This is a genomic window from Blautia sp. MSJ-19 (genome assembly GCF_018918125.1).
Lineage (GTDB): Bacteria > Bacillota > Clostridia > Lachnospirales > Lachnospiraceae > Blautia_A.
In genome coordinates this window covers 1-21,671 of record NZ_JAHLQA010000004.1, presented here as the reverse complement: position 1 = coordinate 21,671, position 21,671 = coordinate 1, and the positions used below count along the sequence as shown (strand labels likewise).

Sequence of the window (21,671 nt, the reverse complement as noted above, 5' to 3'; positions counted from 1 at the left end):
CGAGTTTGGTAGGAAAAAGAAAAATGTGAAAAATTTGTCGTATAATACTGACAAAAGAGTAAAGCGGAGGAGAGCACATGAGAAAAGTGTATCGTTTAATCAGACAGCTTGGAATGACCTCAAAGTATAAGGGATATTATTACGTTGCTGAAGCGGTAATGATGTCAATGGAACTCCAGGATTATCCTATCAAGATCACAAAAGATATTTATCCGTATCTTGCCAAAAAATTTAAATCAACACCAGTGAATATCGAACATGATATCCGTACTGTGATTAATGTCTGCTGGACTGCGAATAAAGAAAGTATGGACCGGATTGCAGGATATCCACTTCGATACAGACCTACAAACAGTGAATTTGTAGATATGCTGGCTTATTATCTGATACAGACAGAGCTGGACAGTGATGCTGCCAGACAGGAAAACAGCCAGAATCTTACAGCATGTCAAAATCCAGCTGATGGAGTCTTAAGTATTCCGGAACTGCAGAATCCCATATGATCTCAGGCTTTTTATCAAAGACGAAGGAATCCGTTGAAATACCGGTAGTACATAGCAGTTCGTGATTTTTGTACTGAATGTTTAAGTTTAATCCGCGAATTTGATCATTAGAAATAATATAAGAGGAATCTGTAAAAATTGCGGAATATTGCTGCAAAGATAACTGAAAAACAAACTTGAACTGAATTGGAGGCAGTTTGCCGCGAATGATAGAAAAACAGTAGGGTTTCAGTTCTTTCCATGAGCAGTAAGGAGAAGCTGGAAAGTTCAGATTCTGGGCAGTTTCTGTGTCAAAGAAATCTTTTTGAAGCGTTCCGTCAATGGTAAAGTGGCTGAAGGTTGTGATGGAGGCTTCGACGAGAGAAAAAGAATCGAACATATTTCCGATCAAGAGCTGATTCATGAACTTTTTTACATCGTTGATTTTAAGTGCAAGCATTTTTGTACTCCTATAATTCAATATAGCTCCCATTATAAAACAGAATCAAAAAAAAGAATAGAGTTTTTCGAAAAAGACTTTTCAAATATGTAGTGATATGTTAATATAGATGTGGTATTCGATACTACATATTATGGAAAAGAGGACGATATAATTGAGCTATAAAATTGTCATAGATAGTTGCGGAGAATTATTGGATGAATGGAAACAGGATCCTCATTTTGAGTCTGTTGCACTGACTCTGAGTGTGGGTGGTGAGAATATTATAGATGATGAAACTTTTGATCAGGCATCTTTTCTGAAAAAAGTTGCAGAATGCCCGGAGTGTCCGAAGTCGGCCTGCCCGTCTCCGGAACGTTATATGCGAGCATTTGACTGTGAGGCAGAGCATGTATATGCGGTGACTCTTTCTGCAGAACTGAGCGGTTCTTATAACAGTGCAGTTCTTGGAAAAAGTCTTCTTCAGGAAGAAAGACCTGACAAAAAGATTTATGTGTTTAATTCAAAATCCGCTTCTGTAGGACAGTCTCTTATTGCAATGAAAATTCAGGAATGTGAAGAAGCCGGTTATACGTTTGAGAAAGTAATTGAAACAGTGGAGGCGTATATTGCCGATCAACATACATTTTTTGTCCTGGACAATCTTGAAACCCTTCGCAAAAATGGCAGACTCAGCAAGGTAAAAGCTCTTGTGGCCAGTGCACTCAAGATCAAGCCGGTTATGGGCTCTACAGATGAAGGGGCAATCTGCCAGCTGGATCAGGCAAGAGGTATGAATAAAGCTCTTGTAAAGATGGCACAGAATATTGTAGAAAAGACAAAAGACAGTGAAAACAAAGTTCTTGCAATCTCACATTGCAATTGCAGGGAGAGAGCAGTCCTTCTCAAAAATGCACTGGAAGAAAGAATGCCGATGAAGAGCGTGGTGATTCTGGAGACCGCTGGCGTCAGCAGCATGTATGCGAACGATGGCGGCGTGATCGTAGCTGTATAAGCCCTTCCCTTTTGGGAAAGAATGTGGTATACTGTTTAGAAATTGAGCTTATACAACAAAGGAGATTCTCAGAATGAGTCAGAAAAAAGTAGACAGCTATAAGGCAGGCAAGGCAGGACGCTCCAAAGCATCCAGAAAAGAAAAACTGATTGACAGACTGGAGATTCTGGCATGGGTTGCCATCTGTGTGGCAATGGTAGGCTGGATTGGATATTCTGCATATGCGAAGGTAGAAGCAAAACAGGAATCTGTTGTTACAGAGACAGTCATGGATACATCTGCAATTGATGATTATGTTTCCGGACTTTCTTCTGATGCACAGTAAAAGAATGAGAAAAGATGAAATAATAAAAAACCCCGGTTGATCCGGGGTTTTTTATTTAATGGTTATGAAAGGTTTAAAAACCTTGAAGTATCAGAGTGGATTATAATTTTGTAACATTAGCTGCCTGCATTCCGCGAGCGCCTTCTGTTAAATCATAAGTTACGGCCTGTCCTTCATCCAGTGATTTGAATCCTTCACCATTGATTGCAGAAAAATGAACGAATACGTCAGCGCCATCCTCTCCTGTGATAAAGCCATAGCCTTTTTCTGCGTTGAACCATTTTACAGTTCCCTTGTTCATGATGTTACCTCCATAAAAATAAAAAGTTAATGTCCATCTGACGAAAAAAATCACCAGATTTTAGAGACTACATCGTAGGTAATATATAATCTCTAAAAACTAGTGATTTTATATTAAAGTTCTATTCGTCTATGACTGAATTATAGCCCCCGGCTTATAAAATGTCAAGGTTAATATGTAAAAAACACTTTATTAAATCGTCCATTTCGTGTATGATATTGGTGATAATGTATAGATAATTATTAAAATAATATAAACTCCAGGAGGAAGCAGTTATGATTAACAAGCTTATTGAAAACATTCGTAAAACCAATGCACCGATCGTTGTGGGACTGGACCCTATGCTGAATTATATCCCAAAGCATATCCAGGAAAAAGCATTTGCTGAATTCGGAGAAACTCTGGAAGGTGCGGCAGAAGCAATCTGGCAGTTCAATAAGGGAATCGTGGATGCAACTTATGATCTGATTCCGGCTGTAAAACCACAGATCGCAATGTATGAACAGTTTGGGCTTCCTGGACTGCAGGCATACAAGAGAACGATAGATTATTGCAAATCCAAAGGTCTGGTAGTGATTGGTGATATCAAACGTGGTGATATTGGCTCAACTTCTGCAGCTTATGCAACAGGACACCTGGGACATGTGCAGGTAGGATCCAAAAAATATGCAGGATTTGATGAAGATTTTGCCACTCTGAATCCATATATGGGATCAGACAGTATCAAACCATTTATTGAAGTATGCAAAGAAGAGAACAAAGGTCTGTTTGTTCTGGTCAAGACTTCGAATCCTTCCAGTGGAGAATTTCAGGACCGTCTGATTGACGGACGTCCGCTGTATGAGTGGGTTGGAGAAAAAGTCGCTGAATGGGGTGAGGACCATATGGGCAGTGAATACAGTTATGTAGGTGCTGTTGTTGGAGCAACTTATCCGGAAATGGGTAAGGTACTTCGTAAGCTGATGCCAAAAACATTTATCCTTGTTCCGGGATATGGCGCACAGGGCGGAAAAGGTGCGGATCTGGTCCATTTCTTCAATGAAGACGGATTAGGAGCAATTGTAAATTCTTCTCGTGGAATCATTGCAGCTTACAAACAGGAATCATATGCAGAATTTGGTGAACTGAATTATGCAGATGCATCTCGTAAAGCAGTAGAAGTTATGATCGAAGACATCAGTGGAGCTCTGAAAAACCGCTGATGAGGGCAGGAGGAGACAGATGAGTACAAAAACTAAAGAAACTTTAACAGTCATCAGCCAGGCAGAAATCGGCAGGGATATTTACAGCCTCTGGCTGCAGACAGATCAGATGGCACAGTATGCACGGCCGGGACAGTTTCTCTCTTTATATACCGGAGATGGCAGTAAACTGCTTCCAAGACCAATCAGTATCTGTGAGATAGACAGAGAAAAGAGCAGGATCCGTCTGGTATATCGTGTGACAGGTAAACATACGGGAACAGAAGGTTTTTCCAGATTACAGCCGGGAGAAACTGTAGAAACACTGGGACCGCTTGGAAATGGTTTCCCGTTGGAAGAAGCACAGGGCAAAAAAGTTTTTTTGATTGGCGGAGGAATTGGAATTCCACCGATGCTGGAAACTGCAAAACAATTAAACGCACAGAAAACAGCTGTGCTTGGATACAGAGATGAGCTGTTTCTGAATGACGAATTTGAAAAATATGCAGATGTTTATGTGGCGACCGAAGATGGAAGTGCAGGAACAAAAGGAAATGTATTGAATGCGATTAAGGAAAACGGACTTGAAGCAGATGTGATTTTTGCATGTGGTCCGACACCGATGCTTCGTGCATTAAAAGAATATGCCGAAGAAAAAAATATTACATGCTGGATTTCCATGGAAGAGAGAATGGCATGTGGAATTGGTGCCTGTCTTGCATGTGTGTGCAAATCCAGGGAAATCGATGCACATTCTCAGGTACATAACAAGCGTATCTGCAAAGATGGTCCTGTATTTCTGAGCACGGAGGTGGAGTTATGAGCAATACAAAAGTAACTCTTGCTGGAGTTGAATTAAAAAATCCTGTTATGACGGCTTCCGGTACATTTGGGTCCGGAGCAGAATACAGTGAGTTTGTAGACCTGAATAAACTCGGTGGTGTGGTGACAAAAGGTGTGGCAAACGTGCCATGGCCAGGGAATCCGACACCGAGAGTGACTGAGACTGCGAGTGGAATGCTGAATGCGATCGGTCTGCAGAATCCGGGAATCGATCTCTTCTGTAAAAGAGATATTCCATTTTTGAAACAATACGATACGAAGATCATTGTAAATGTATGTGGGAAAAGTACAGAGGATTATTGCGAGGTGGTAGAAAGACTGGCAGATGAGCCGGTTGATCTGCTGGAAATCAATGTATCTTGCCCGAATGTAAAAGAAGGCGGGATTGCATTTGGACAGAATCCCCAGGCGCTTGAAGCGATTACAAAAGAAGTAAAAAAATATGCAAAACAGCCGATTATTATGAAACTTAGTCCGAATGTAACGGATATTACTGAGATGGCAAAAGCAGCAGAGGCTGGTGGGGCAGATATTCTTTCTCTGATCAATACACTTACAGGAATGAAAATTGATATTTATCGAAAAACCTTTGCACTGGCAAACAAAACCGGCGGCATGTCCGGTCCGGCAGTCAAACCAGTAGCAGTACGGATGGTTTATCAGGTTGCACAGGCAGTTGGACTTCCGATCATTGGTATGGGAGGGATTGCAACAGCAGAGGATGCACTGGAATTTATCATGGCAGGCGCAACGGCTGTATCTGTAGGAACAGCAAACTTTTTCAATCCATATGCAACTGTTGAGATTGCAGAGGGAATCGAAAGATTTATGGAACAGCAAAATGTGGAAGACATCAATCAATTGATTGGTGTTGTGAAGTAATTATCTGAAAAACAGTATAGTAATACAAGCAAGACAGCAGCAGGAGCCTGGAGAGACTCTTTCTGCTGTCTTGTATCGGGAAAGGAAATAATTTGAGTAAACAGAAAACAAATGATATGACTGTTGGAAATCCGGTCAGACTGATCATTCAGTTTATGATTCCAATGTTTTTGGGAAATATTTTTCAGCAGTTTTATAATATTGTGGATTCCATTGTGGCGGGACAGTTTATTGGTGTGGATGCGCTGGCGGCAATCGGAAGCACCGGTTCACTGATGTTTTTTGTCACTGGCTGGCTGAATGGCCTGAGCAGTGGCTTTGCAATCATTGTAGCCCAGATGTTCGGTGCAAAAAAATATGATGACATGAGACATTTTGTGGCGATGTCTGTATATCTGATGTTTGGCTTTGCGGCGTTTATGACGGTTGGATTTCTGGTATTCAATGTGCCGATTCTGCGTCTGATGAATTCGCCGGCTGACCTTATGGGAGATGTGGCAGGTTATATGGGAATCATTTATGCAGGTCTGCTTGTTACTGCAGCCTACAATACACTTGCGGCATTTCTTCGTGCACTGGGTGATTCAAAATCTCCATTGTATTTTCTTATCATTTCGGCAGGAATCAATGTGGTCCTGGATATTGTTCTGATCCGGTTTGTTGGAATGGGAGTAGAAGGCTGTGCATATGCGACAGTGATCGCACAGGCGGTTTCGGCCGTGTGCTGCCTGATTTATATTCAAAAGAAATACCCGATCCTTCATCTGGAAAAGAAAAATTTTGAAATACGTAAAGGAAGTATGGGTAAGCTGCTGATTCTTGGTATTCCGATGGGACTCCAGTTTTCTATCACTGCGATTGGAACGATCATTGTACAGAGTGCAGTAAATATTTATGGAGCTACATATATGGCCGGATTTTCGGCAGCAGGAAAAATTCAGAACGTGATCGGTATGGTGGCTGTTTCTATGGGTGCAACGATTGCCACTTATGTGGGCCAAAACCGTGGAGCAGGCCGTATGGATCGTGTAAAACAGGGAGTAAAATATTCCTGGATCATGCTTTTGGTATGGAGTGTGATCGAGATGGCACTGGTGTATTTTGGTGGAAAATATTTCACGTATCTGTTTATCAATCCTTCTCAGACGGATGTGATAGGTGTATCGGTGACATATTTCCACACTGTATTCTGGGCATATCCTTTTTTGTGTACGATCTTTGTGTTCCGAAATGCACTGCAGGGAATGGGATATGGACTGGTTCCAATGCTCGGTGGCGTCTTTGAACTGGTAGCCAGAACCCTGATCGTTGTGCTGGTTGCGGGAAAAACAAGTTTTGCAGGTGTGTGTCTTGCAGATCCAATGGCATGGATCGCGGCACTGATCCCGTTGATCCCATATTATTATTACATTATGAGGAAACATATGAAAACAGCAGTATAAAATATAACAAAAGCCGGCTATAATCCTGAAATGCAAAGGCAACAGGATTGAATAGTTGGCTTTTTTATGTTAGTATAAAGGAGATATGCAAAAGCAGATCTGAACAGAGCTAGAGAGAAAACAGGCGAAAAGCCGTGCAGACAGGAGGTCCAGTATAAAATGGAACAGTATAAACAGGAATTTATTGAATTTATGGTAGACAGTCAGGTGCTGAAATTTGGAGAATTTACGCTGAAAAGCGGAAGAAAATCTCCGTTCTTTATGAATGCAGGCGGATATGTGACAGGATCCCAGTTAAAGAAGCTTGGTGAGTATTATGCAAAAGCAATCCATGACAAATATGGTGAGGATTTTGATGTGCTGTTTGGACCTGCATATAAGGGGATTCCGCTCAGCGTTGTAACTGCAATTGCATTTAGTGAACTGTATGGTAAAGAAATCCGTTATTGCTCTGACCGTAAAGAAGAAAAGGATCATGGCGCAGATAAAGGAAGTTTCCTGGGAAGCAAACTGAAAGATGGCGATCGTGTAGTTATGATCGAGGACGTGACAACTTCTGGTAAATCCATGGAAGAGACTGTACCGAAAGTAAGAGGTGCTGCCAATGTAGAAATCGTTGGACTGATGGTTTCTCTTGACCGTATGGAAGTTGGAAAAGGCGGAGTTAAGTGCGCACTGGATGAGGTTCATGATCTTTACGGATTTGAGACAAATGCGATCGTTACGATGGCAGAAGTGATCGAGCATCTTTACAATAAAGAATATAAGGGGCAGATCATCATTGATGACGAATTAAAAAAGGCAATCGACGCATATTACAGCCAGTACGGGGCAAAATAATATGTTGTCCGCAGACGACGCAGGGCAATCTGAATAAGGAGGAGATGCCATGAACGAAAAGATTTATAAAACGATGAGCAGAACCGGTGCTTGCAGCATTGCAGTTGGAATCATCACATTAGTGACAGGTGTGGCAGCAGGCGTATTGATGATCGTCAGTGGAAGCAGACTGTTAAAAAGAAAATCAGACATTCTGATCTGATACCGGGCAGGGGAATATAGTGAAAAACAGTACGAAACATAAGATCAGAGTTCTTGGGATTCTTTTGTTCCTGCTGTATGTACTGTTGCTGGTGTATTTCCTGTTTTTTTCAGAGGAATACGGCCGGGTGGCGGTTGAGGAACGAATGTACCGATATAATCTGATCCCTTTGGTAGAAATACGAAGATTCTGGATTTACAGGAAACAGCTTGGACTGATGGCAGTTGCCACCAATCTGTTTGGCAATGTGATTGGATTTATTCCGTATGGATTTATTCTGCCGGTTATTGTGCGGAGATGCCGCAATGGCTTTTTTATCATTTTATCAGGATTTGCACTCAGTCTTCTGGTGGAAACCGTTCAGCTTGTTACAAAGGTCGGCTGTTTTGACGTGGATGATATGATCCTGAATACACTGGGGGCGGCATTGGGCTATGGGCTTTTTGCTGTCTGCAATTATCTGAGGAGAAAGCATTATGGCAAGAAGATATAGATATGCAATCGTAAAGAAGAAAGAAGCTGCAAAAGGGAAGCTGTCAGTAGGGCTGGCAAGTGCTTCCCTGCTTCTGTTTGTAGGAGCGATCGGAATAGCCTATGCACTGGAAGGTGGATATGGATTTATTGTTGGAGGAATCTGTTTGTTTGCAGCATTACTTTCTGTGTATGGATTTTTGATGGGAATTCTGAGTTTTTCGGAAGAAAACTGTATGCACAGAACAAGTGTGGTAGGTGCCATCCTGAATGGTGTGTTTATGGTAGGATGGCTTGTTTTTTTTCTGATGGGAGTATAAATATATGGAACGTTTGGAAAAACAGATGAAGTTTATTCTGGAAGTAGACAAAGTAAAAAAGATCATCCGCCAGACATATCTGACGGATGGGAGTCGCAAAGAGGATGATGCCGAGCATTCCTGGCATCTGGCACTTATGGCTGTATTACTGAAGGAATATGCAAATGAAGATGTGGATCTCGCGACGGTCATTCCGATGGTATTGATTCATGATCTCGTAGAAATTGATGCGGGGGATACCTATGCATATGACAGTGCAGGCCTGGCAACGCAGAGAGAGCGTGAAACGAAGGCGGCAGATCGTATTTTTGGAATGCTTCCGGAAGATCAGGGAAAATGGTTTCGCAGTTTGTGGGAAGAGTTTGAAGCCTATGAGACGGCGGAAGCAAAATTTGCTCATGTGCTGGATAACTGTCAGCCACTGATTCTGAACGATGCCTCCGGTGGAAAGAGCTGGAAGGAACATACAGTCCATAAAAGTCAGATTTACAAAAGAAATGAGCATACAGCAGAGGGCTCCAGGGAAATATGGGAGTATATGAAACAACTGGTGGACAAGCATATACAGCTTGGACATGTGCTTGATGATTAAAGCAAAGGAGATGAGAAATTGGATGAATTACTGAAAGAACGTTATGAGCTGGCAAAGGAGCGGATTGCAGAAATCTGCACAGAGACGGTGGCTCATCCGGCGTTTCTCGAATTTTTTCAGAAAACGGCAACTTTCTTAAGAGAGACAGCTGAGATTCTGGATAGAACAGAACAGGAATTTACTATAGAAGAATTACAGGAAGAAAATAAGAAACTTTATAAAGAGCTGTTTCCACAGAATTATGAGCATTGTTACGGGAATCCGGCTTATGCAGCAGAAAAACTGGGTGAGTATGGAAAGGCATTTGCTTTTTTGTATGCGGAACTCCGTGGAACGATTGCTTATGCATATGAAAAAAAATACTGGGATTATACTGTAGCGGCAGAACTCTTTCTGGAAGTGTACGCTGCATTTGAAGGTGATGAGCAGCCGTCTGTAAAAAATGTAGAAGACATGCTGCGTTCTTATGTGAATGACTATTGCCAGGATATGATGGAACAGAGGATTGCAGAAGCTGTTGACCCAGAGCTGGATTTTGCAGTGCGTATTGTGATGGACTCTGATCTTTCTGATCTCCGTTACCTGTACAGATATGGAGAATATGTTTCAGTAAATGAAACAGGTGTGGCAGAGTTCCTGAACAGTCTCAGCCAGGAACAGATTGACAGCATGGCACGGACATATACAGAAGGATATAGAATCGGCTTTATTAATGGAAGAAAAGATATTACCAGGAAAAAAACGGTCAATATTCGTTATAATCTTGGCTTTGAGCGAATGGTGCGTGCCGCGATTCTGCAGTTCCGTGACATGGGGCTGGAACCGGTGATCTATCGCCATGCGACACATGCAGTAAATAAAAGAGGCACTGCGTGGATCGGTTTTGTTGGTGGAAATGCCAACCCACAGTACGAGTATGATCACAGACAGGATCAGGCTCTTTTTATGGACAGCGATTTTGTACAGCGTAAACTTCGCTCTATGCAAAATGCATATGAGAAGTATAAAGAACTGGCAGCTGTTCATGGTGGACCGGCATGTATTGAGACTTTTGGAGAAGAACCGTTTGCGCCGGTATCTACAGATGGTGCATGGGTTCTGAGCGAAGCACAGCAAAAACAGCAGGTGGAACTTGACAATGAATCTGGCCAGATCGTGAACCGTTATATCAAAGGCGATGAGAGAAGTTTCACGATCATTGCATACCCGGTTCCTGAGATCGGCAAAAATTTCCCGGAGATCTTTGCGGAGATCGTTAAGATCAATACATTGGATTATAAGCTGTATGAACGCATTCAGCAGACGATCATTGAAACGCTGGATACCTGCAAGTGGGTGGAGATCAAAGGAAAAGATGACAATGAAACGGATCTGATCATTCATCTGCATGAGCTGGAAGATATCAAAAAACAGACCAACTTTGAAAACTGTGTGGCAGACGTGAATATTCCGGTAGGAGAAGTATTTACTTCTCCGGTACTTGCGGGAACCGGCGGAATCCTTCATGTAAAGAAAGTGTATCTGAACGGACTGCAGTTCAAGGATCTGAAACTGGTATTTGACTGTGGACAGGTGATTGATTACTCCTGTGCAAATTTTGAAACAGAAGAAGAAAATAGAGCCTATATCGAGGACAACATCCTTCACCATCATCCGAAGATTCCGATGGGAGAGTTTGCAATCGGCACGAATACGACTGCATATGTAGCAGCCGAAAAATATGGTATTGCAGATAAACTTCCGATTCTGATCGCAGAAAAAATGGGACCACATTTTGCTGTGGGAGATACCTGTTACAGCTGGTCAGAGGACACTCCGGTATTCAACCCGGATGGAAGAGAGATTATTGCCAGAGATAACGAAATCTCAATCCTTCGTAAAGAAGACATCAGTCTGGCATATTATGGATGTCACACCGATATTACGATCCCATATGAAGAGCTGGGAAGTATCCGTGTGATCGATGAAGACGGAGAGGGAACTTCCATTATTGAAAATGGTCGTTTTGTTCTTCCAGGAACAGAGGAACTGAATCAGCCTTTTGAAGCGTGACGACAGCTTTTAAGAACTGGCGGGCAGACTTTTTATACAAAAAGAGTTTGCCCGCCAAAATATTTCTTTTCCGTAATTTTATTGACACAATTTTAGAATCTTAGTAGAATCAACCTGAAGATGTAAGAAAACATACGAGGAGGCCACCAATGAAAAAAGTTGGAATTGTAATGGGAAGCGACTCAGATATGCCGGTTATGAGTAAAGCGGCAGCAATTCTTGACAAGCTGGGCGTTGAGTACGAGATGAAGATTATTTCTGCACACAGAGAACCGGATGTGTTCTTTGAATATGCCAAAACAGCAGAAGAAAAAGGTTTCAAGGTAATTATTGCAGGAGCGGGAATGGCAGCACATCTTCCTGGAATGTGTGCGGCAATCTTTCCAATGCCGGTTATCGGTATTCCGATGCATACGACATCTCTTGGGGGAAGAGATTCCCTGTATTCGATTGTACAGATGCCGTCTGGAATTCCGGTAGCAACAGTAGCAATTAACGGAGGCGCAAACGCAGGGCTTCTTGCAGCAAAGATTCTGGCAACATCTGATCCGGAACTTCTGGACAGACTGAAAGCATACAGCCAGGAACTGAAAGAACAGGTTGAAGAAAAAGATGCCAGATTGCAGGAAGTCGGATACAAAGCTTACTAAAAACAGGTGGAGGAGATCACAAGATTATGGATTACAAAAAAGCAGGTGTGGATATAGAAGCAGGTTATAAGTCAGTAGAGTTAATGAAGAAACATATTGCAAAGACTATGAGACCGGAGGTGTTGGGCGGCATCGGAGGATTTTCCGGAGCGTTCTCCATGAATGCATTCAAGGATATGGAGGAACCAACTCTGGTATCTGGTACTGATGGATGTGGAACCAAGGTTAAACTTGCTATGATCATGGACAAACATGATACGATTGGAATCGATGCAGTTGCCATGTGTGTGAATGATATTGCATGTGCAGGGGCTGAACCACTGTTTTTCCTGGATTATATTGCATGTGGCAAGAACTATCCGGAGAAGATTGCTGAGATCGTGAGCGGAGTTGCAGAAGGCTGTGTACAGTCAGGTGCGGCACTGATCGGTGGAGAAACAGCAGAACATCCGGGACTTATGCCGGAAGATGAATACGATCTTGCCGGATTTGCGGTAGGCGTGATCGACAAAAAAGATCTTCTTACAGGTGAAGAACTGAATCCAGGAGATGTTCTGATCGGTATGGCATCTACTGGTGTCCACAGTAATGGTTTTTCGCTTGTACGTAAAGTATTTGAGATGACAAAGGAATCTTTGGATACATACTATGATGAGCTGGGTACAACACTTGGCGAAGCACTGCTGGCACCGACCAGAATCTATGTAAAGGCACTTAAGAGTATCAAAGATGCGGGTGTCCGCATCCATGCGTGCAGCCATATCACCGGTGGCGGTTTCTATGAAAATGTTCCTCGTATGTTAAAAGAAGGAACAAGAGCAGTTATTGAGAAAGACAGTTATCCGGTTCTTCCGATATTTGGACTTCTTGCAAAGACAGGAGATATCGAAGAAAAGATGATGTACAATACGTTTAATATGGGACTCGGCATGGTACTGGCAGTAGATCCTTCCGATGTGGATAAGACAATGGAAGCAATCCGTCAGGCCGGAGATACTCCGTATGTAGTTGGGCGTATTGAAGCAGGAGAAAAGGGAGTGACTTTATGCTAAAACTTGGTGTTCTGGTATCAGGAGGCGGTACAAATCTGCAGGCGATCATGGACGCAATCGATAGCGGTGTGATAACCAATGCGGAAATCGGCCTGGTGATCAGTAATAATCCAGGAGCATATGCACTGAAACGCGCGGAGAGCCGGGGAATCCCGGCTAAGTGCATTTCTCCCAAAAATTTTGAAGACAGAGATGCGTTTCACAAAGCGTTACTGCAGGAACTCAGAGAGAATGGGGTGGACCTCGTCGTGCTGGCAGGATTCCTTGTGGCAATTCCGCCAATGATCGTAGATGCTTATCCGAATAAGATCATTAACATTCATCCTTCTCTGATTCCGTCTTTCTGTGGAGTGGGATTTTATGGACTTCATGTACACGAAGGTGTACTTGCACGAGGTGTGAAGGTTACCGGTGCAACCGTTCATTTTGTTGATACGGGGACAGATACAGGGCCGATCATTCTTCAGAAAGCGGTGGAAGTACAGCAGGGAGATACCCCGGAAGTGCTGCAGCGTCGTGTGATGGAAGAAGCTGAATGGAAGATTCTCCCTGAAGCAATCAATCTGATCGCAAATAACAGAGTTTCCGTGCGGGATGGAAAGGTTGTTATTGACTGAAGATGTTTTATTAATAGAGGAGGCAATTAAAAGCTCATGAAAGTACTGATCGTTGGAAGTGGCGGAAGAGAACATGCAATTGCATGGAGCGTTGCAAAGAGTCCTAAGGTTGAAAAGATTTACTGCGCACCGGGAAATGCAGGAATTTCTGAATATGCAGAATGTGTGGCAATTGGTGCCATGGAATTTGAAAAACTTGCAGATTTTGCCCAGGAAAAAGGTGTTGATCTGACTATTATCGGTATGGATGATCCGTTGGTCGGTGGAGTGGTAGATGTATTTGAGGCACGTGGTCTGAAGGTATTTGGCCCACGTAAGAATGCAGCAATCCTTGAGGGGTCTAAAGCATTTTCAAAAGACCTGATGAAAAAATATGGGATTCCGACAGCTGCATATGAGAATTTTGATGATCCACAGAAAGCTCTGGAGTATTTACATACACAGGCAAAATTTCCGATTGTTCTCAAGGCAGACGGACTTGCATTGGGTAAGGGAGTTCTGATCTGTAATACGCTGGAAGAAGCGGAAGCAGGCGTTAAAGAGATCATGGAGGATAAAAAATTCGGAAATGCCGGAAATACAATGGTTATCGAAGAATTTATGACCGGCCGTGAGGTGTCTGTTCTTTCCTTTGTAGATGGCAAGACAATTCGTACTATGACATCTGCACAGGATCATAAGCGTGCCATGGATGGTGATAAAGGTTTGAATACGGGCGGAATGGGTACATTCTCACCAAGTCCGTTCTATACAGAAGAGGTGGATGAATTCTGCAAACAGCATATTTATCAGGCAACGGTAGATGCTATGGCGGCAGAGGGACGTCCGTTTGTCGGAATTATTTTCTTTGGTCTGATGTTGACAGCAGATGGACCGAAGGTTCTGGAATACAATGCAAGATTTGGAGATCCGGAGGCACAGGTTGTACTTCCGAGAATGAAGACGGATATTATAGAGGTTATGGAAGCATGTGTGAATGGAACTCTGGATCAGGTGGAGCTGGAGTTTGAAGACAACGCTGCAGTCTGTGTAGTCCTGGCAAGTGAAGGATATCCGGTAAAATACGAAAAAGGAATTCCAATGTATGGATTTGAAAATTTCAAAGACAAAGACGGATATTATTGTTTCCATGCAGGAACTAAATTTGAGAACGGGCAGATCGTTACAAATGGTGGACGTGTCCTTGGAATTACTGCAAAAGGAAAAACTCTGAAAGAAGCACGTAAGAATGCATATGATGCAACCGAATGGATTCAGTTTTCCAATAAATATATGCGCCATGATATCGGAAAGGCTATCGACGAAGCATAATAGAAAAAATAACCAAAAAGGTATGTCATTTTTCGTGAAATATGGTATAATTCATGATATATCATGCGGAAGCGATAAATGAAAGGAAAATGAAATGGGTATTAGTGTAGAAGAAGCAGTTAAGGAACTTCAGGCAAGGGAGACAGTATTTGTCGCATATTCACAGGCAACGAAGCTTCCTTATGTAACCTGCGGAGAAGAGACATATAATGATCAGGTGTGGCTTTTTGCGGATGAGGAAACTCTGAAGGAATATGGCAAAAAGAAATTAGAAGAAAAGGTACTTCTTATGGGAATGCGGTATGAAAAAAAGGATTTCCCAAGAATGTATGGTCTTCTGTTTTCAATTGGAGTAAACTCTGTAATCTGGAATAATGGAACTGATGAGGTTGAACTGGATCTGGAAAAAATCGTAAGGCAGCCGGATCTTAGCAAGATGGAGCCGGCGAAACGTCCGCTGATCAACCCAACTTTGCAGCTTTCCGGAATTTATTTTATGCAGGAGCTTCGTCGTCCGGTGCAGAAAGAAGAGCACAAGAATCTGAGAGCACTGGAAGAAGAACTGATTGCAAATCTGAAAAAATCACAGTTTCTGGTTGCTATGGAACGTGATGAGGAGAATCCGAAAAAAATCAATATTCCATACCTGAAAAATAAAGAAGGACAGATTTTACAGCCGGTATTTTCTGATGTTATGGAATTTGAAAAATTTGCAAGAGGCAAAAAGCTTCGTCTTGCAAAAATTCCATTTAATAAATTGCCGGATATTCTGATCGATCAGGCAGAAGCAATGGTGTTTAATCCTATGGGATTCAATCTGATCCTTAATAAAGAACAGTTCACAAAAATCCTTGGATGATAAATAAAAGGAACAGAACAGGCGGCTTAATGGCTGCCTGTTTATTTTTTACTTGCAAAATCCGGGACATGTGCTAGTATATGTATAACATGACGAATTGCGGAAGCGATTTGCTGCGGGAAGATCCGCAGGTATCATACAACAAAGACAAGGGGCTGATAGTTATGGTCATTGAAATAGATTTTAACAGTGATGAAGCGATTTATGTGCAGCTGATGAACCAGATTATCATTGGAATTGCGACATCCAGGCTGCAGGAAGGAGATCCGCTTCCTTCTGTCCGCCAGCTGGCAGATACCATAGGAATCAATATGCATACAGTGAATAAGGCATATTCATTGCTGCGACAGGAGGGATTTGTCAGTATTGATCGCAGACGCGGAGCGATTATAGCGGTAGATATCAATAAGATCAAAGCACTGGAAGAAATGAAAGAAAATCTTCTGGTGGCACTGGCAAAGGGCTGCTGTAGAAATGTCAGCAGAAGAGAAGTACATGATCTGATAGATGAGATCTATGACGAATATGAGATAGACCAGTAACAATATGACAGCAGTCCCGCATTTTGCGGGCAGATAGGAGGAAAACGAACTATGCAGGATAGATTTACCAGACAGGCCGCCAATGCATTAAAACTGGCAAAAAGCACCGCACAGTCCTGTAATCATTCATACATTGGAACGGAACATATTCTGGTAGGGTTGCTCAAAGAAAAAGAAGGCACTGCCGGAAGGATACTGGAAGAATTTGGAGTAGAGGAAGAAACGCTGCAGCAGTTGATTACGAAACTGATTGCACCATCAGATGTGCTGGTTGTGGAAAGGGTGCCAGAATACAGCCCACGAGCTGAGAGATTGCTCAGTCTGGCGCATCGTGAATCTGAAAATCAAAAAGAAGAACAGACCGGTACAGAGCATTTGCTGATCGCAATGCTTAAAGAAACAGACTGTGTTGCAACAAGGCTGTTATATACGATGGGAATCAATATCCAGAAATTATATGTAGCGGTGCTTACTGCAATGGGTGTTGAGAATCCGGGAGCAGAAGAACTACAGGGAGGAAAGAATCAGAAAAATCAGAAGAATGGTTCACCGACGCCGACACTGGATCAGTACAGCAGAGATCTGACAGTGATGGCAGCAGAGGGCAGGCTGGATCCGGTAGTCGGACGCGACAGAGAGATCACGCGACTGATTCAGATCCTCAGCCGACGCAGCAAGAACAATCCGTGCCTGGTAGGCGAGCCGGGAGTCGGTAAGACTGCAATTGTGGAGGGACTGGCACAACGTATTGTGACAGGGATTGTTCCGGATTCTGTAAAAGACAAAAGAGTCGTAGTTTTGGATATGTCAGGAATGGTTGCAGGAAGTAAATATCGTGGTGAATTTGAAGAACGCATTCGCAAGGTGATTGATGAAGTTCGGACAAATCAGGGAATTCTCCTGTTTATTGATGAACTTCATACCATCATTGGTGCAGGCGGTGCAGAGGGTGCACTGGATGCATCTAATATTTTGAAACCATCTCTTTCGAGAGGGGAAATTCAGCTGATCGGAGCAACCACTCTTGAAGAATATCGCAAATATATTGAGAAAGATGCGGCACTGGAGCGCAGATTTCAGCCAGTTACGGTGGAAGAGCCAACAGAGCAGGAAGCTCTGGAAATCCTCAGAGGTCTGAGACCATATTATGAAAAACATCATGGAGTCACAATTGAGGAGGAGGCTCTGGAAGCGGCTGTAAAAATGTCGGTACGTTATATTAATGATCGTTTTCTTCCGGACAAAGCAATTGATATTATTGATGAGGCGGCTTCCAAGGTACGGCTTGGCAGTTACCGTTCAGCACCGGAGATCGAAGAGCTGGAAAGGCAGATCAGAGAGATTCTGAAACAAAAAGAAGATGCGATCAAACAGGCAGATTTGCCACTTGCGAAAAAACTGCAGCAGGAACAAAAAGAAGCAGAAGAACAGATTGCGAAATACAGAGCCAGAGAAGAACGAAGAAACAGACGAAAACAACTGACTGTGACAGAAAATTCTGTAGCAGATATTGTTTCTGACTGGACAAAGATTCCGGTCAAGAGGCTGACAGAGGGTGAGACAAAGAGACTGGCTGCTTTGGAAAAAGAACTGCATAAGCGTGTGATCGGACAGGAAGAAGCGGTTAAGGCTGTTGCGCAGGCGGTCAAACGTGGAAGGGTAGGATTGAAAGATCCGCATCGCCCAATAGGATCGTTCCTGTTCCTGGGACCAACCGGAGTGGGTAAGACGGAACTTTCAAAGGCTCTTGCAGAAGCCGTGTTTGGAAGCGAACAGGCAATGATTCGTGTAGACATGTCAGAATATATGGAGAAACACAGCGTCTCTAAACTGATCGGTTCTCCTCCGGGATATGTAGGATACGATGAGGGCGGTCAGCTCAGTGAAAAAGTCAGAAGAAATCCATACAGTGTACTCCTTTTTGATGAAATTGAAAAGGCACATCCGGATGTGTTTAATATTCTTCTGCAGGTATTGGATGACGGACATATTACAGATGCACATGGACGTAAAGTGGATTTTAAACAGACGATCATCATTATGACTTCCAATGTAGGTGCCCAGGCGATCATTGAGCCAAAGAAACTTGGTTTTATGTCAGAAAAAGATGACAAACAGGACTATGAAAGAATGAAATCCGGAGTTATGGAAGAAGTGAGAAGGCTTTTCAAACCAGAATTCCTGAACCGTATTGATGAGATCATGGTATTCCATCCATTGAAAAAAGAAGAAATCAAGAAAATAGTAAATATCCTTTTGAAAAATCTTCAGAAACGCTGTGCAGAACAGCTTGGAATTCAGCTTAAGATAACAGAATCTGTCAAAGAATATCTGGCAGAGTCTGGATTTGACAGCAAGTATGGCGCGAGACCACTTCGCCGTGCAATCCAGAATAAACTGGAAGATCCGATGGCAAATGAAATTCTGGAAGGCAAAATTCGAAATGGAGATACGGTAAAAATTCAGCTGCATCAGAAAGAAATACGATTTGTCCCAAGTCGTGATGAACGGAGCGGACAATAACGGAAAATCTAAAAAAGATATGAAATCTTAATTAGGATACTGGTCAAAAAAAGTGGTAAATGTTATAATAATGTAACCGAAATATCTAGGGTAGTTGGAACAATGTCACAACGCAATACAGATATGTAAGGACCAAAACACAACAGAAAAGTCTAGGGAGGACATAAGATCATGGCAGTAGTAAAAGAACTGATCCGTACAGAAGAAAATGGGGGTATCAGCTTTGGTAATTATGAATTACCGGCAAAATCAAAGGTATCTGATTTCCCTTATCAGGGAGATGTTTATAAAGTAAAGACATTTAAAGAAATCACCAAACTGGAACGTAATGGAATGTTCGTATACGAGTCCGTACCGGGAACTGCTGTATTCTCACTGAAGCAGGACGGCACCAGCATGGAATTTGCAGTAGAAGGTGCAGAAGATGCACAGATCACAGTAGAGCTGGAAGCAGACACAGAATACAGTGTTTCCATCAATGGTGAAGATGCCGGAAAAATGCAGACAAATCTTGGTGGCAAACTTTCTTTCAGTGTAGAACTCGGAGGAGATACAGCAGTAGCAGTAAAGGTTGAAAAATGCTAAAAAATAAAAAGATCGTTTATTTTTGTCAGGAATGTGGCTATGAGTCTTCGAAATGGATGGGACAGTGTCCCGGATGCAGAGCGTGGAATACGTTTGTAGAAGAAACCGTTTCTGCGAAGAAATCATCTTCAGCAGGAAGCGGACTGCAGAGCGGCACACGCAGAGCAGAGCCGGTAGTTCTGAAAGATATCCGATTTTCTGAAGATGAAAGAAGATTGACAAAGATAGGAGAGCTTGACAGAGTGCTCGGGGGCGGTATCGTCCCCGGGTCTTTGGTATTAGTGGGTGGAGATCCGGGAATCGGAAAATCCACCCTTCTTTTACAGGTTTGCAGGAATCTGGCACTTTCAGGCTGCTCTGTTTTGTATATATCGGGTGAAGAATCGTTGCGTCAGATCAAACTCCGGGCGGAACGTATCGGAGAATTTAATGAGAAATTGCAATTATTATGTGAAACAAATCTGGAAACGATTCGGGAAGTGATCGAACGCAAGAAGCCGGATATGGTTGTGATCGATTCGATACAGACAATGTTTCATGAGGATATCAGCTCTGCACCGGGCAGTGTTTCTCAGGTAAGAGAATCTACTAACATTTTGATGCAGATTGCAAAAGGACAGGGTGTTTCCATCTTTATTGTAGGGCATGTAACAAAAGAAGGGAATGTAGCCGGTCCGAGAGTATTGGAACATATGGTAGATACAGTACTGTATTTTGAGGGGGATCGTCATGCTTCCTATCGTATTCTGAGAGCAGTTAAGAACCGATTTGGTTCTACAAATGAGATTGGTGTGTTTGAAATGCGTAATACAGGTCTGGAAGAGGTAAAAAATCCATCTGAATTTATGCTGAACGGGAAGCCAAACGGGACGTCCGGTTCTATCGTTGCATGTTCTATGGAAGGAACAAGACCGATTCTTGTAGAGATTCAGGCTCTGGTATGCCAGAGCAACTTTGGAATTCCAAGGAGAACTGCGGTGGGAACTGATTTTAACCGAGTGAATCTTCTAATGGCGGTTCTGGAGAAGAAGGTCGGAATTCATCTGGCAGCATGTGATGCATACGTTAATATTGCGGGTGGTATGAAGATGACAGAGCCTGCGATAGATCTGGGAATTTCATTGGCGGTCGTATCAAGCTGTAAAGATATCATTATTCCGGATTCTGTGATCGCATTTGGAGAAGTGGGATTAAGTGGAGAAGTCCGTGCGGTAAGCATGGCTGGACAGCGCGTGGCAGAAGCAAAAAAATTAGGATTTGATACAGTGATTCTGCCGGAAGTGTGTAAAACCTCTGTTGGCAAAGTACAGGGAATTAATCTTGTTTATGTTGCGTGGATTCAGGATGCAATTCGATTTATCATGCAGAATAAGTAACAAATTTGAGAAAATAGTAAAAATCGCAAAAAGTTGTTGACAGCATGGTTAGAAAGTGGTATTCTAACTGAGCTGTCACAAAGAATTGTTTCTTTTGAAGACACAACTTAAAAAGCTTTGAAGAATTAAAAAAAGTTGTTGACAAGGGAGCGAAGATGTGATAGAGTAAGCAAGTCGCCAATGAGGCGGTAAACAAAGAACCTTGATAACTAAACAGTGAAACACATACGATTCTCGAAAATTCACAATGAACACTTAACGAACACGAGTGAAAACGAAGTGCGAGTTTAGTGAGAATGCGGTTCGAAGGAACTTGATGAAAGCGAGTGCAAACGACGCTTGAATCTAGTAAATCGAACTTCATTGTTTCTTTTTTAAGAATGAACTTTTTATAAACAGTAAAACGGGAAGATAGCCAAGTGTTGTCTGACCGGAATCAAACATTTTATCAGAGAGTTTGATCCTGGCTCAGGATGAACGCTGGCGGCGTGCTTAACACATGCAAGTCGAACGGGAAACCTATTATTGAAACTTCGGTCGATTTAATTTGTTTCTAGTGGCGGACGGGTGAGTAACGCGTGGGTAACCTGCCCTATACAGGGGGATAACAACCAGAAATGGTTGCTAATACCGCATAAGCGCACAGGACCGCATGGTCCGGTGTGAAAAACTCCGGTGGTATAGGATGGACCCGCGTTGGATTAGCTAGTTGGTGGGGTAACGGCCCACCAAGGCGACGATCCATAGCCGGCCTGAGAGGGTGAACGGC

The 21,671-nt window shown here is 42.7% G+C and carries 24 protein-coding genes and 1 rRNA gene; 23 read left to right on the top strand and 2 right to left on the bottom strand.

Annotated elements, in window-relative coordinates:
• The first annotated feature begins 77 nt into the window (after positions 1–77).
• Positions 78–503, top strand: coding sequence for a sporulation initiation factor Spo0A C-terminal domain-containing protein (locus KQI91_RS01695; protein ID WP_253288319.1), 426 nt, complete (start codon positions 78–80; stop codon positions 501–503).
• Here the strand turns inward: KQI91_RS01695 and KQI91_RS16370 are convergent.
• A complete protein-coding gene (locus KQI91_RS16370; protein WP_253288332.1) occupies positions 439–882 on the bottom strand; it encodes a DUF5721 family protein in 444 nt (147 codons plus the stop codon). The two genes, KQI91_RS01695 and KQI91_RS16370, sit on opposite strands and share 65 nt — an antisense overlap.
• A 214-nt stretch (positions 883–1,096) precedes the next feature.
• Here KQI91_RS16370 and KQI91_RS01690 point away from each other — a divergent pair, with 214 nt between their 5' ends.
• Positions 1,097–1,936, top strand: coding sequence for a DegV family protein (locus KQI91_RS01690; protein WP_216391151.1), 840 nt, complete (start codon positions 1,097–1,099; stop codon positions 1,934–1,936).
• 73 nt (positions 1,937–2,009) lie between these two features.
• The gene (locus tag KQI91_RS01685) at positions 2,010–2,261 is read left to right on the top strand and encodes a hypothetical protein (protein WP_216391150.1); all 252 of its coding nucleotides are present in this window, start codon (positions 2,010–2,012) and stop codon (positions 2,259–2,261) included.
• A gap of 100 nt (positions 2,262–2,361) precedes the next feature.
• Here KQI91_RS01685 and KQI91_RS01680 read toward each other — a convergent pair whose 3' ends face one another.
• A complete protein-coding gene (locus tag KQI91_RS01680) occupies positions 2,362–2,562 on the bottom strand; it encodes a cold-shock protein (protein WP_005425201.1) in 201 nt (66 codons plus the stop codon).
• A gap of 275 nt (positions 2,563–2,837) precedes the next feature.
• On the opposite strand from KQI91_RS01680, the gene pyrF reads away from it, so the two are divergent.
• From pyrF to KQI91_RS01580, 20 genes are all read left to right on the top strand, one after another.
• A complete protein-coding gene (gene pyrF, locus KQI91_RS01675) occupies positions 2,838–3,764 on the top strand; it encodes an orotidine-5'-phosphate decarboxylase (protein WP_216391149.1) in 927 nt (308 codons plus the stop codon).
• Positions 3,765–3,783: 19 nt separating this feature from the next.
• Positions 3,784–4,566 carry a dihydroorotate dehydrogenase electron transfer subunit gene (locus KQI91_RS01670; protein ID WP_216391148.1) on the top strand — a complete coding sequence of 261 codons (783 nt, stop codon included), beginning with the start codon at positions 3,784–3,786 and terminating at the stop codon, positions 4,564–4,566.
• A complete protein-coding gene (locus KQI91_RS01665; protein ID WP_216391147.1) occupies positions 4,563–5,468 on the top strand; it encodes a dihydroorotate dehydrogenase in 906 nt (301 codons plus the stop codon). The genes KQI91_RS01670 and KQI91_RS01665 overlap by 4 nt, the downstream gene beginning before the upstream one ends.
• A gap of 116 nt (positions 5,469–5,584) precedes the next feature.
• The gene (locus KQI91_RS01660; protein WP_216391262.1) at positions 5,585–6,910 is read left to right on the top strand and encodes an MATE family efflux transporter; all 1,326 of its coding nucleotides are present in this window, start codon (positions 5,585–5,587) and stop codon (positions 6,908–6,910) included.
• 159 nt (positions 6,911–7,069) lie between these two features.
• Complete coding sequence (gene pyrE / locus KQI91_RS01655; protein ID WP_216391146.1) at positions 7,070–7,750, top strand: orotate phosphoribosyltransferase; 681 nt, start codon at positions 7,070–7,072, stop codon at positions 7,748–7,750.
• Between the two features lie 49 nt (positions 7,751–7,799).
• Positions 7,800–7,952 (top strand): hypothetical protein, encoded by a 153-nt coding sequence (locus KQI91_RS01650; protein ID WP_005425210.1) that lies wholly within the window; start codon positions 7,800–7,802, stop codon positions 7,950–7,952.
• A 19-nt stretch (positions 7,953–7,971) separates the two neighbouring features.
• Positions 7,972–8,445, top strand: coding sequence for a VanZ family protein (locus tag KQI91_RS01645; RefSeq protein WP_216391145.1), 474 nt, complete (start codon positions 7,972–7,974; stop codon positions 8,443–8,445).
• Complete coding sequence (locus KQI91_RS01640; protein ID WP_216391144.1) at positions 8,429–8,743, top strand: hypothetical protein; 315 nt, start codon at positions 8,429–8,431, stop codon at positions 8,741–8,743. The genes KQI91_RS01645 and KQI91_RS01640 overlap by 17 nt, the downstream gene beginning before the upstream one ends.
• Positions 8,744–8,747: 4 nt before the next feature.
• Positions 8,748–9,335, top strand: coding sequence for an HD domain-containing protein (locus KQI91_RS01635; protein ID WP_216391143.1), 588 nt, complete (start codon positions 8,748–8,750; stop codon positions 9,333–9,335).
• A gap of 18 nt (positions 9,336–9,353) precedes the next feature.
• Positions 9,354–11,387, top strand: coding sequence for an aminopeptidase (locus KQI91_RS01630; RefSeq protein WP_216391142.1), 2,034 nt, complete (start codon positions 9,354–9,356; stop codon positions 11,385–11,387).
• Positions 11,388–11,536: 149 nt separating this feature from the next.
• Positions 11,537–12,037 (top strand): 5-(carboxyamino)imidazole ribonucleotide mutase, encoded by a 501-nt coding sequence (gene purE / locus KQI91_RS01625; RefSeq protein ID WP_216391141.1) that lies wholly within the window; start codon positions 11,537–11,539, stop codon positions 12,035–12,037.
• Positions 12,038–12,063: 26 nt separating this feature from the next.
• Complete coding sequence (gene purM, locus KQI91_RS01620) at positions 12,064–13,089, top strand: phosphoribosylformylglycinamidine cyclo-ligase (RefSeq protein ID WP_216391140.1); 1,026 nt, start codon at positions 12,064–12,066, stop codon at positions 13,087–13,089.
• The gene (purN, locus tag KQI91_RS01615) at positions 13,083–13,706 is read left to right on the top strand and encodes a phosphoribosylglycinamide formyltransferase (RefSeq protein WP_216391139.1); all 624 of its coding nucleotides are present in this window, start codon (positions 13,083–13,085) and stop codon (positions 13,704–13,706) included. The genes purM and purN overlap by 7 nt, the downstream gene beginning before the upstream one ends.
• Before the next feature lie 36 nt (positions 13,707–13,742).
• A complete protein-coding gene (gene purD, locus KQI91_RS01610) occupies positions 13,743–15,017 on the top strand; it encodes a phosphoribosylamine--glycine ligase (protein WP_216391138.1) in 1,275 nt (424 codons plus the stop codon).
• 94 nt (positions 15,018–15,111) lie between these two features.
• Positions 15,112–15,876, top strand: coding sequence for an SseB family protein (locus KQI91_RS01605; protein ID WP_216391137.1), 765 nt, complete (start codon positions 15,112–15,114; stop codon positions 15,874–15,876).
• Positions 15,877–16,040: 164 nt separating this feature from the next.
• Positions 16,041–16,418 (top strand): GntR family transcriptional regulator, encoded by a 378-nt coding sequence (locus tag KQI91_RS01600; protein ID WP_216391261.1) that lies wholly within the window; start codon positions 16,041–16,043, stop codon positions 16,416–16,418.
• Positions 16,419–16,469: 51 nt separating this feature from the next.
• Entirely contained in the window at positions 16,470–18,941 is a 2,472-nt protein-coding gene (locus KQI91_RS01595; protein WP_216391136.1) for an ATP-dependent Clp protease ATP-binding subunit, read from the top strand.
• A gap of 171 nt (positions 18,942–19,112) precedes the next feature.
• A complete protein-coding gene (locus KQI91_RS01590; RefSeq protein ID WP_216391135.1) occupies positions 19,113–19,526 on the top strand; it encodes an endosialidase in 414 nt (137 codons plus the stop codon).
• Positions 19,520–20,902, top strand: a complete 1,383-nt coding sequence (gene radA, locus KQI91_RS01585) for a DNA repair protein RadA (RefSeq protein ID WP_216391134.1) — start codon at positions 19,520–19,522, stop codon at positions 20,900–20,902. The genes KQI91_RS01590 and radA overlap by 7 nt, the downstream gene beginning before the upstream one ends.
• Before the next feature lie 445 nt (positions 20,903–21,347).
• A 16S ribosomal RNA gene (locus tag KQI91_RS01580) occupies positions 21,348–21,671 on the top strand; the annotation flags it as partial.

What these genes read in the sequence shown, in the direction of transcription:
- KQI91_RS01670 (WP_216391148.1), top strand. Translation starts at nt 3,784, where the DNA reads ATGAGTACAAAAACTAAAGAAACTTTAACAGTCATCAGCCAGGCAGAA.
- KQI91_RS01660 (WP_216391262.1), top strand. Translation starts at nt 5,585, where the DNA reads ATGACTGTTGGAAATCCGGTCAGACTGATCATTCAGTTTATGATTCCA.
- pyrE (WP_216391146.1), top strand. Translation starts at nt 7,070, where the DNA reads ATGGAACAGTATAAACAGGAATTTATTGAATTTATGGTAGACAGTCAG.
- purD (WP_216391138.1), top strand. Translation starts at nt 13,743, where the DNA reads ATGAAAGTACTGATCGTTGGAAGTGGCGGAAGAGAACATGCAATTGCA.
- KQI91_RS01600 (WP_216391261.1), top strand. Translation starts at nt 16,041, where the DNA reads ATGGTCATTGAAATAGATTTTAACAGTGATGAAGCGATTTATGTGCAG.
- KQI91_RS01685 (WP_216391150.1), top strand. Translation starts at nt 2,010, where the DNA reads ATGAGTCAGAAAAAAGTAGACAGCTATAAGGCAGGCAAGGCAGGACGC.
- KQI91_RS01680 (WP_005425201.1), bottom strand. Translation starts at nt 2,562, where the DNA reads ATGAACAAGGGAACTGTAAAATGGTTCAACGCAGAAAAAGGCTATGGC.
- KQI91_RS01595 (WP_216391136.1), top strand. Translation starts at nt 16,470, where the DNA reads ATGCAGGATAGATTTACCAGACAGGCCGCCAATGCATTAAAACTGGCA.
- purN (WP_216391139.1), top strand. Translation starts at nt 13,083, where the DNA reads ATGCTAAAACTTGGTGTTCTGGTATCAGGAGGCGGTACAAATCTGCAG.
- KQI91_RS01635 (WP_216391143.1), top strand. Translation starts at nt 8,748, where the DNA reads ATGGAACGTTTGGAAAAACAGATGAAGTTTATTCTGGAAGTAGACAAA.
- KQI91_RS01665 (WP_216391147.1), top strand. Translation starts at nt 4,563, where the DNA reads ATGAGCAATACAAAAGTAACTCTTGCTGGAGTTGAATTAAAAAATCCT.
- KQI91_RS16370 (WP_253288332.1), bottom strand. Translation starts at nt 882, where the DNA reads ATGTTCGATTCTTTTTCTCTCGTCGAAGCCTCCATCACAACCTTCAGC.
- pyrF (WP_216391149.1), top strand. Translation starts at nt 2,838, where the DNA reads ATGATTAACAAGCTTATTGAAAACATTCGTAAAACCAATGCACCGATC.
- KQI91_RS01650 (WP_005425210.1), top strand. Translation starts at nt 7,800, where the DNA reads ATGAACGAAAAGATTTATAAAACGATGAGCAGAACCGGTGCTTGCAGC.
- KQI91_RS01605 (WP_216391137.1), top strand. Translation starts at nt 15,112, where the DNA reads ATGGGTATTAGTGTAGAAGAAGCAGTTAAGGAACTTCAGGCAAGGGAG.
- KQI91_RS01695 (WP_253288319.1), top strand. Translation starts at nt 78, where the DNA reads ATGAGAAAAGTGTATCGTTTAATCAGACAGCTTGGAATGACCTCAAAG.
- KQI91_RS01640 (WP_216391144.1), top strand. Translation starts at nt 8,429, where the DNA reads ATGGCAAGAAGATATAGATATGCAATCGTAAAGAAGAAAGAAGCTGCA.
- radA (WP_216391134.1), top strand. Translation starts at nt 19,520, where the DNA reads ATGCTAAAAAATAAAAAGATCGTTTATTTTTGTCAGGAATGTGGCTAT.
- purM (WP_216391140.1), top strand. Translation starts at nt 12,064, where the DNA reads ATGGATTACAAAAAAGCAGGTGTGGATATAGAAGCAGGTTATAAGTCA.
- KQI91_RS01590 (WP_216391135.1), top strand. Translation starts at nt 19,113, where the DNA reads ATGGCAGTAGTAAAAGAACTGATCCGTACAGAAGAAAATGGGGGTATC.
- purE (WP_216391141.1), top strand. Translation starts at nt 11,537, where the DNA reads ATGAAAAAAGTTGGAATTGTAATGGGAAGCGACTCAGATATGCCGGTT.